Source organism: Flexivirga meconopsidis (genome assembly GCF_026162425.1).
In the GTDB taxonomy this organism is placed as follows: domain Bacteria; phylum Actinomycetota; class Actinomycetes; order Actinomycetales; family Dermatophilaceae; genus Flexivirga; species Flexivirga meconopsidis.
On record NZ_JAOBQJ010000001.1, the window covers coordinates 685738 to 695450 of the forward strand.

At 68.4% G+C, this 9713-nt stretch carries 10 protein-coding genes; 9 read left to right on the top strand and 1 reads right to left on the bottom strand.

Annotated elements, in window-relative coordinates; all coding sequences use genetic code 11:
• Positions 1–21: 21 nt before the first annotated feature.
• From hpt to N2M23_RS03390, 7 genes are all read left to right on the top strand, one after another.
• The gene (gene hpt, locus N2M23_RS03360; protein WP_265443269.1) at positions 22–573 is read left to right on the top strand and encodes a hypoxanthine phosphoribosyltransferase; all 552 of its coding nucleotides are present in this window, start codon (positions 22–24) and stop codon (positions 571–573) included.
• Between the two features lie 381 nt (positions 574–954).
• Positions 955–2988, top strand: a complete 2034-nt coding sequence (gene ftsH, locus N2M23_RS03365; protein WP_265443271.1) for an ATP-dependent zinc metalloprotease FtsH — start codon at positions 955–957, stop codon at positions 2986–2988.
• Positions 2966–3553, top strand: coding sequence for a GTP cyclohydrolase I FolE (folE, locus tag N2M23_RS03370; protein WP_265443273.1), 588 nt, complete (start codon positions 2966–2968; stop codon positions 3551–3553). Before ftsH ends, folE begins: the two co-directional genes overlap by 23 nt.
• 2 nt (positions 3554–3555) lie before the next feature.
• A complete protein-coding gene (gene folP / locus N2M23_RS03375; protein WP_265443883.1) occupies positions 3556–4413 on the top strand; it encodes a dihydropteroate synthase in 858 nt (285 codons plus the stop codon).
• Positions 4410–5318, top strand: a complete 909-nt coding sequence (folK, locus tag N2M23_RS03380) for a 2-amino-4-hydroxy-6-hydroxymethyldihydropteridine diphosphokinase (protein WP_265443275.1) — start codon at positions 4410–4412, stop codon at positions 5316–5318. Before folP ends, folK begins: the two co-directional genes overlap by 4 nt.
• Positions 5315–5803 (top strand): DUF3180 domain-containing protein, encoded by a 489-nt coding sequence (locus N2M23_RS03385; protein ID WP_265443276.1) that lies wholly within the window; start codon positions 5315–5317, stop codon positions 5801–5803. The genes folK and N2M23_RS03385 overlap by 4 nt, the downstream gene beginning before the upstream one ends.
• A gap of 24 nt (positions 5804–5827) precedes the next feature.
• A complete protein-coding gene (locus tag N2M23_RS03390) occupies positions 5828–6853 on the top strand; it encodes a GNAT family N-acetyltransferase (RefSeq protein ID WP_265443278.1) in 1026 nt (341 codons plus the stop codon).
• 151 nt (positions 6854–7004) lie between these two features.
• Here N2M23_RS03390 and N2M23_RS03395 read toward each other — a convergent pair whose 3' ends face one another.
• A complete protein-coding gene (locus N2M23_RS03395) occupies positions 7005–7406 on the bottom strand; it encodes a VOC family protein (protein ID WP_265443280.1) in 402 nt (133 codons plus the stop codon).
• 80 nt (positions 7407–7486) lie between these two features.
• Between N2M23_RS03395 and N2M23_RS03400 the strand changes: the two genes are divergently transcribed.
• Positions 7487–8314 carry a sigma-70 family RNA polymerase sigma factor gene (locus N2M23_RS03400; RefSeq protein WP_265443884.1) on the top strand — a complete coding sequence of 276 codons (828 nt, stop codon included), beginning with the start codon at positions 7487–7489 and terminating at the stop codon, positions 8312–8314.
• 269 nt (positions 8315–8583) lie between these two features.
• Positions 8584–9702, top strand: a complete 1119-nt coding sequence (locus N2M23_RS03405; protein ID WP_265443281.1) for an ROK family protein — start codon at positions 8584–8586, stop codon at positions 9700–9702.
• Positions 9703–9713 lie beyond the last annotated feature (11 nt).

Sequence of the window (9713 nt, forward strand, 5' to 3'; positions counted from 1 at the left end):
CCGCAGTGCAGAATGGCGGTCATGGACTCCAGTCATATGGGAGCGGACCTCGACCACGTGCTCTTCACCGAGGAGCAGATCCACGCTCGGCTCGACGAGCTCGCCGCCGACATCTGGCGCGACTACCAGGACAAGGACGTGCTGCTCGTCGGGGTGCTCAAGGGCGCGATCCTGGTGATGGCCGATCTGATGCGGGCGCTGCCGGGCTCGGTGCCGATGGACTGGATGGCGGTCTCGTCATACGGCTCGGGCACCAAGAGCTCCGGCGTCGTGCGCATCCTGAAGGACCTCGACACCGACATCTCCGGCCGCCACGTGCTGATCGTCGAGGACATCATCGACTCCGGCCTGACGCTGAACTGGATCACCAGCAACCTTCGCTCCCGCGAGCCCGCGTCGGTCGAGATCTGCACCCTGCTGCGCAAGCCCGACGCCGCCAAGGTCGAGATCGACTGCAAGTACGTCGGCTTCGACATCCCCAACGAATTCGTCGTCGGCTACGGGCTGGACTACGACGAGAAGTTCCGCAACCTGCGCGACATCGGCACGCTCGCCCCGCACGTGTACTCGTAGCCTCCCTCGTCGGCGACGAGTACACCCGTCCCCTTGGCGTCGACTCCTCCTCCGGCCGCGCTCGCAGGCCCGCCCGCCCGCCCGGCACCGTCGCCCGCCCGGCATTTCTCGACCCTCGGCATACAAACACGCCGAGAAACTCTCGATCGTCGGCGCGTCGCTATGCCGAGGGTCGAGAAATGTTCGGGTCGAGAAACGTTCCCGCGAGACTGTCGCAGCTGAGGCCGCGGGGCGGCATACGGAACATCGGTCACCTGCCATGCGTTGATCAGGCCGGACACCATGAAGAACTCCCCGGTTTCGTCGGTGTACCGTCTATTGGTCTGTTGTCGGGCTCGGCCCAACTCGTAGCAGGAGGATCGGGGCACGCCCCGCACGTACATGAACTTCAAGCGCGTCATCAAGAGCCCCGGCCTGTGGATCGTCCTGGTCGTGCTGCTCGGCTTCCTCTGGTTCGTCTTCGGCAACGTCGGCGGCTACCAGAACATCGACACCTCCCAGGCCGAGCGACTGATCACCTCCAAGCAGGTCGAATCCGCCAAACTGACCCCCGATGCGATCAACCTGACGCTGAAGGACCCGACCACCATCGGTGACGTCAAGGACGCCACCAAGGTGTCGGCCAACTACGTCAGCCCGCGCGGCGACAGCCTGGTCCAGATGCTGTCGGAGAACCCGCCGCCGGGTGGTTACACCGACGACCCCGACAAGCAGAACGTCTTCCTGTCGATCCTGATCAGCCTCGCGCCGTTCCTGCTGTTCATCCTGATCTTCTGGTTCCTGATGAGCCAGATGCAGGGCGGCGGCTCGCGCGTCATGCAGTTCGGCAAGTCCCGCGCCAAGCTGGCCAGCAAGGACATGCCGAAGGTCACCTTCGCCGACGTCGCCGGCTCGGACGAGGCCGTCGAGGAGCTCCACGAGATCAAGGAGTTCCTGCAGTCGCCGAAGAAGTTCCTCGACGTGGGCGCCAAGATCCCCAAGGGTGTGCTGCTCTACGGACCGCCCGGCACCGGTAAGACGCTGCTGGCCCGCGCGGTCGCCGGCGAGGCCGGGGTGCCGTTCTACTCGATCTCCGGTTCGGACTTCGTGGAGATGTTCGTCGGTGTCGGCGCCAGCCGTGTGCGCGACCTCTTCGAGCAGGCCAAGGCCAACGCGCCCGCGATCATCTTCGTCGACGAGATCGACGCCGTCGGCCGGCACCGCGGTGCGGGCCTCGGCGGCGGCCACGACGAGCGCGAGCAGACCCTCAACCAGCTGCTGGTCGAGATGGACGGCTTCGACGTCAAGACCAACGTCATCCTGATCGCGGCGACCAACCGCCCCGACATCCTCGACCCGGCGCTGCTGCGCCCGGGCCGGTTCGACCGGCAGATCGCGGTCGAGGCGCCCGACATGGGCGGCCGCCACCACATCCTGCAGGTGCACGCCAAGGGCAAGCCGATGGCCAAGGACATTGACCTGCTGCAGGTCGCCCGCCGTACCCCGGGCTTCTCCGGTGCTGACCTGGCCAACGTGCTCAACGAGGCGGCGCTGCTGACCGCCCGCTCCAACGCGCAGATCATCGACAACCGCGCTCTCGACGAGGCGATCGACCGCGTGATGGCCGGCCCGCAGAAGCGCACCCGGGTGATGAGCGCCAAGGAGCGCAAGATCACCGCCTACCACGAGGGCGGCCACGCCCTGGTCGCGGCGGCGCTCAACCACACCGACCCGGTCAGCAAGATCACCATCCTGCCCCGCGGTCGCGCCCTCGGTTACACGATGGTGCTGCCGGTGGACGACAAATACTCCACCACCCGCAACGAACTGCTCGACCAGCTGGCCTACGCACTCGGTGGTCGGGTCGCGGAGGAGATCGTCTTCCACGACCCGAGCACCGGTGCGGCCAACGACATCGAGAAGGCCACTGGCCTGGCCCGCAAGATGGTCACCCAGTTCGGTATGTCGGAGCGCGTCGGCGCGATCAAGCTCGGCCAGGGCAATTCCGAGGTCTTCCTCGGTCGCGACATGGGCCACGAGCGGGACTACTCCGAGGAGCTCGCCGGCGTCGTCGACGAAGAGGTCCGTCGCCTGATCGAGGCCGCGCACGACGAGGCCTGGCACGCGCTCAACGACAACCGCGACGTGCTGGACAACCTGGTGCTCGAACTCCTCGAGAAAGAGACGCTCGACGTCGAGCAGCTCAAGGAGATCTTCAAGGACGTGCACAAGCGCCCGCGTCGCAAGATCTGGCTGTCCAGCGACCGCCGCTTCGTCAGCGACCGCCCGCCGGTGCTGACCCCGGCCGAGCAGCGCGCGCAGGCCAACGGCGTCGACCTGGAGAAGGAAGAAGACAAGCAGCAGGCCGAGTTGCACCCGCCGGAGGCGGTCATCGAGGTCCCGGACGGCGGGTATGTCGACCCCGCCGAAAGTTGATCTCAAGCGAGCAGCAGCCGCAGTCCGCGAGCTGCTGCTCGCCCTCGGTGAGGACCCGGACCGGGAGGGTTTGAAAGACACCCCCGGCCGGGTCGCCCGTGCGTATGCCGAGACCTTCGCCGGCATGTGGCAGACCCCGGAGGAAGCGCTCAGCCGCACCTTCGACGTCGACCACTCCGAGCTGGTCATCGTGCGCGACATCGAGGTCTACTCCACCTGCGAGCACCACCTGGTGCCGTTCCACGGCGTCGCGCACGTCGGCTACATCCCGGCTCCCGACGGCCGCGTCACCGGCCTTTCCAAGATCGCCCGGCTCGTCGAGGTGTTTGCCCGCAGGCCGCAGGTGCAGGAGCGGCTCACCACCCAGATCGCCGACGCGTTGGTCGAGCATCTGCAGGCACAGGGCGTGCTGGTCGTCGTCGAGTGCGAGCACCTGTGCATGTCGATGCGTGGTGTGCGCAAACCCGGTGCACTCACGATCACCTCGGCGGTCCGCGGGCAGCTGACCGACCCGGCCACCCGCGCCGAGGCGATGAGCCTGATCAACGCACAGTCGCGACGGTGACCATGGCTGCGCAGGCTGCGGCACTGCCGGCCCGACCCGCCGAACGCCCCCTCGTGATGGGCGTCGTCAACGTCACGCCCGACTCGTTCTCCGACGGGGGACGTTGGTACGACTCCGATTCCGCCGTCGCACACGGTCGCGAGCTGCTCGCCCAGGGCGCGGATATCCTCGACATCGGCGGCGAATCGACGCGGCCCGGCGCGTCCCGGCCGAGCGTCGCGGAGGAGCTGCGGCGCGTCATACCCGTCATCGAGGGGCTGGCCGGCACCGGCGCCTGGATCTCGATCGACACCATGCGCGCCGAGGTCGCTGCGGCGGCGGTCGCTGCCGGAGCACGCATCATCAACGACGTCAGCGGCGGCCTCGCCGACCCCGGTATGACGGGGGTCGCGGCCGACACCGGTGCCGGCCTGGTGGTCATGCACTGGCGTGGGCACAGCCACGAGATGCAGACTCGAGCGGTCTACGACGACGTCGTGGCCGACGTGATCCGGGAGCTGGCCGGCCAGGTGCAGGGCGCCCTCGACGCCGGGGTCGCGCGATCGCAACTGGTCGTCGATCCCGGTCTCGGTTTCGCCAAGACCCCGGAGCAGAACTGGCTTCTGCTGCAACACCTTTCGACCTTCGAGAAGCTGGACCTGCCGGTGCTCGTCGGTGCTTCGCGCAAGTCGTTCCTGTCTCGGATCGGCAGCCGTGATGGCGCCGCGGCGCCGGCCGATCAGCGCGATTACGCCACTGCCGCGGTGTCGGTTGTGCTGGCGCAGGCCGACGTGTGGGCGATCCGGGTGCACGAGGTCCGCTCGACCTTCGCGGCGTGCGACGTCGTCACCAAGCTGCGAGCAGCGGAAGCCGCCACATGAGCACCCCGCCAAGCACAGACCGGATCACGCTCACCGGCATCGCCGTCACCACCCCGCACGGCGTGCTTGACCACGAAAAGCACCAGCCACAGCGGTTTTTCGTCGATGTCGTCATCGAGTGCGACCTGTCCGGGGCGGGTCTCAGCGACGACCTGGATCGCACGATCAGTTATGCCGAGGTGGCGCAGGATGTCGAGCGGATCATGACCCAGCCGCCGGTCGATCTGATCGAGACGCTGGCCGAGCAGGTCGCGGCTGCGGTGCTCGCGCGTCCTGCGGCCGAGGCCGTCGAGGTGACCGTGCACAAGCCGGATGCGCCTGCGGGAGTGTTGTTTTCACGAGTTGGCCTCGCCGGTCCGTCGGTGTCGATTCGTCGCGAGCAGCACCGCCCGGTGGCGATCGCGCTCGGTGCCAACCTCGGTGACCGCGTTGCGACCTTGCGCTCGGCGGTGCGCTCGCTCGACCGCACCGCCGGCCTGGACCTGGTCGCGGTCAGTCGGCTCTTCGAGACCGACCCTGTCGGTGGACCGGAGCAGCCCGACTACCTCAACGCGGTCGCGGTCGGCACCACCCGGCTCGCGCCGTGGACGCTTCTGGAGCGGCTCCACGAGATCGAGGCCGGTCGCGGCCGCACCCGCGAAATCCGTTGGGGGGCGCGCACACTGGACCTCGACCTGCTGCAGGTCGGCGACCCCGCGGCCGGCAACGACCTGCGGTCCGACCGCGCCGAGCTGACCCTGCCGCATCCTCGTGCTGCCGAGCGTGCCTTCGTGCTCGCGCCGTGGGCCGACGCCGACCCAGCAGCCACGCTTCGGGCTGGGGAGGTCGTGGTGCCGGTGCGTGACCTGTTGGACTCAAGTGATCGCTCCGGCATACGGCCGGGGCCGGATTGGAGCCCACTGTGACCGAGAACGGCGTGAGCTGGCGGCATGCCGCCGGCGTCGGTGGCATCGTGCTGGTGCTTTCCTTCGTCGCGCTCAAGCTCGTCTCAACCCGCGGCAACACGCTGCCGCACAACTCGTGGTTCGCGCTGATTGCGATCGTGCTGTTGACGGTCGCGGTGCTGGCGGGCGGCTGGGAGGTGCGCGCGTATCTGCGGGGTCAGTCGACCCGTCCGCCGTCGCCCCAGAAGGCGCGACGGGCGCTGGTCGCGGCGCAGGCGTGTGTGCTTGCCGGTGCGGCGCTTGCCGGCTGGTTCGCCGGCTACGCGCTGGTCGAGGCCGGAAGGCTCGAAGCCTCAAGCGCTTTCAGCGGCATGGTGCAGGCCATCGTGTTGTTCGTCGCGTCCGTCGGCGCGGTTGCGGTGGGTCTCGTCGTACAAGCCTGGTGTCGGATCCCCGAGGACAAGGACGACGACAAGCCACCCGGTGGAGGGTCCGTGCACGCCTGACCCGGCTGCGATTGACTGTATGCCGTGACTTCCGCACAGCTGACCATGCCCGAGGTGCCGACCGGTTGGAGCGCGAGCGTGCCCGACCTGCCGGACGTCCCCGAGATCGCCGCGCTGCTCGCGGCCCATCAACGTGCGGCGCACGGGTCCAGCTCGGTCGACCCGGAGATGGTCGAGTCCAATGTCGCCGGCACCGGGTCCTGGACCAGACGTGAGGTCATCGTGCGCGACCCGGACGGTGCTCTCGCGGCGTGGGGGCTGGTGCACGACCGGGCAGCCGGACGCACCGTCGTCGAGGTCACGGTCCGGCCCGACGAGGAGCGCGCCGACGAGCTTGCCGGGGCACTGTTCGGCTGGGCGGCCGAAGTCGCGGCCGTCATCACCCATGCACGCGGTCTGACTGAGACCCAGCTGGATTCGGGTGCCTACGCCGCCGACGACCGGCAGCGCCGCTGGCTGGCCGACGCCGGTTACACGCAGGCCCGCACCTGGCTGCAGATGTCCCGGCCGGTCACTCCCTCCGATGCCGGACTTCCCGGCCCGCGCGCCGGTGTCACCGTGCGCCGGGTGGCCACTCACGAAGACGGCACGCCGGTTGCCGCAGATCTGCAAGCGGTGCACCTGGTGTTGGAGGAGTCGTTCGCCGACCACTTCAACTCCTACCGGGAGAGCTTTCCGGAGTTCATGCAGCGGCTGCGCGAGGACCCCGGGCACCGTTGGGCGCTCTGGTGGTTGGCCGAGGTGGAGGACGAGGACGGCGGGCTCGCCCCGGGTGGTGCGGTCGTCGGCACCGTGCTGCCACCGGACGACTCCGGCGCCTACGGCAGCTATATCGACTACATCGGCGTGCACCGTCGATCGCGCGGCCGCGGGGTCGCAAAGGCCTTGCTGCACACCGTGATTCGCGATGCGCTCGAGCACGATCGCAACCGTGTCGGCCTCGAAGTCGACGCCGATTCGCCGACCGGTGCCGACGGGTTGTACTCCTCGATGGGGTGGGTCACGTCATACAAGACCGAGTCGTGGCACCGCGACCTGAGCTGGGACTGAGCGCGTTCCCTGCCGGCGCGAAACTCACCGATAAGGTGCGCGAGCACGGGCCGGACGCCAAAGTCACCGATAAGGTGGCCGACACGCCGCGAGTGCCGTGGCGTACGGCGCGTCAGGCACCTTATCGGTGAGTTTGTCCTGGGGTCGTCACTCAGCCGGCGTCGCTGAGCAGCCCGATGCGCCCACCGGACGGGTCGGCCACGACCGCGACCCGACGCGGGCCACCGACGCTCTTCGGCTCCTCGACCACGCTGCCGCCGGCCGCGGTGATCTGGTCGATCGCACCGTTCAGGTCCTCGACGTGCAGGTATGACGTGACCTCCCCGCCACCCGGGACGAGTCCGATGTGCTGGGTCGGCGATTCGTTCCTCGCCGCCGACCCAGCACCTGTGTCTGACTGCCGTCCTTCGGCCGGACGTTGCTGCCCGTCGACGTCATACCCGACGTAGTAGTCCGAGTCGGCGGACGGCGCCGTGCCGAGCAGTTTGGTGTAGAGCTCGCGCGCGGCGGCGAGATCCTTGGCCGGGATGAGCACGGTCTGGAAACTGGTCATGTCTACTCCTTGGTCGGTCACATTGCGCGCTTCGTGCGCGTCACCCACCTGACGAGCCAAACGATGAAAGTGTGACCACGATGAGCGAACTCGACGAAACTACCGTCTTCCTGGCCGAGCGTCCCCGCCTGGCGCGTATGGCGGAGCGCATCCTCGGCGACCATGCCGAGGCCGAAGACGTCGTCCAGAACGCCTGGCTGCGGCTCGACCGCAACGATGCCTCGATCGACAACCTCCCTGGTTGGCTGACCACCGTCACCACCCGACTCTGCCTCGACCGGCTGCGGGCGCGAACTCCGTTGCCAGAGGCCGAGATCGAGCCGGACGACTCCGTGCCCGACCCGGCCGACGAGATCGCGCTCGCCGACACGGTGGGGATTGCGCTGCAGGTGGTGCTCGACCGGCTCACTCCCGCCGAGCGGGTGGCATTCGTCATGCACGACACCTTCGGAGTCGAGTTCGCGACGATCGCGCAGATCCTGGACAGTTCGCCCGCGGCCGCTCGCAAACTCGCATCGCGGGCTCGCGCGAAGGTCGCGCTGCCGTCGTCCACGACCCCGGTCTCGGACGCCGCGGTGGTCGATGCGTTCCTCGCCGCCGCGAAAGGTGGCGACTTCGGCCGACTCATGCAACTCCTCGCGCCGGACGCAGTCATCGCCGGCGATGAGTTGGCGGTCGCGCTCGGCACCCCCGCACGCATCACCGGTGCGAAGGATGTCGCGACGATGTTCAACGGAGCAGCTCAGACGGCCTTCCCGGTGTATGTCGAAGGTCGCCCCGGCGCGGCGTGGCTGCATCGTGGAGAGTTCAAGGTTGCCTTCGACTTCACCATCGCGGATGGTCGGGTGCAGCGCATCGATTTCCGCGCTGCACCCGAGGTGCTCGCGACGGTGGCGCGGCGCAGCTAGGGGAACGGCTCGGGGACGGTCGGCAGCGCGTCCAACCCGAAACGGCCGCGGGTCCTAGGCGCGCGGCGACGGGTCGGTGGCGTGCACGAGTCGAACTGTGATCTGTTTCACGTTTTTCGTTGACAGCTTATTCATCGGAGGATTAATCTCACGGGCAGTCGATTGGCCAACGGTCGATCAATTACTGAACGGCGAGCATGCGCAACGAAATCGGGCCATGGAGCGACAGCGAGATTGAGGTCTTTGGGCTGCTCGCTTCCGCTGGGCCGATGGCGCGCAGTGAAATCGTCCGATCTTCAGGCTTCAGCAAGGCGACTGTGCAGAACACGGTCGATCGACTGGTGACCCGGCGGGTGGTCGAGGCGGGTGGCGCTGCTGTCGAGATCAAGCCCGGCCCGCGGCCGATGCTCTACCGGGCAACACCGTCGGCGGCGTTCGGAGTCGGTGTGGAGATCCACCGCAGCGGCGTCGCGGCCGAGGTGCTCGCCGTCGGCAACGGCGCGCTTGCCCGGGTGAGTCGACCGGCGCAACGACACCCCGAGCAGACCGATGTCGTCGACGCGATTGGCGCGGCCTGCGCGCAGGCCGGTGTCCGCGGCGCCGATGCAGCAGCCGTCGTGGTCAGCGTCAGCGGTGGAGTGAACCCGCAGACCGGCGCGTTGTTGTCCTGGGATCTGCCCGAGTGGCACGACGACGACTTGGTCAGTGGGCTCGGCGCGGCTCTGCCGGTGCCGGTCGAGTTGGAGAACGAGACGAATCTCTGGGCGACGGCCGAGAGTGAGCTCGGTGGTATGGCGCAGAGCGCGGACTTCATGTTGCTCACCCTGAGTTCGGAGACCGGTGTCGGCGGTGCACTGGTGCTCGACGGCGCGGTGCGCCGCGGTCGAGTGGGACTGGCCGGCGAACTGGGCTACCTCCCGCTGTCGCCGAACTCCCCTCGTGGCGAACTGCGTTCGCTGCTCGAACGGGACGCACTCTGCGCGCTCGCGACGGACCACGGACATGACGCGGACGACATCGTCGCCGTCGTGCGCGCTGCCGCCGGCGCGGAGCACGATCCATTGCTCGCCGAGCTCGCCACCCGCATCGCGCATGCCCTGTCCGCGGTGCTTGTCACAGTCGACCCCGGACGTTTCGTCCTTGCCGGTGACCTGGGCCTGGCCGGCGGGGACGCCCTCGCGGCAGCGGTTCGCGAGCGGTTGCGGCCGGTCTTCAGCTCCCTGCGCATCGACCCACCCGAGGTGACCGTCTCGGCTCTGCCGGACCAACCGGTTCGTCGCGGCCTGGCCGCGATGGTGCAGCGGCGTCTGCGGGAATTCGTTCTGCAGCAACACAATCCGCCGACTCAGGCGATTCATCCGAATTCACGGGGGCGCCGTTCGTCCTGAGGCGACGCCAC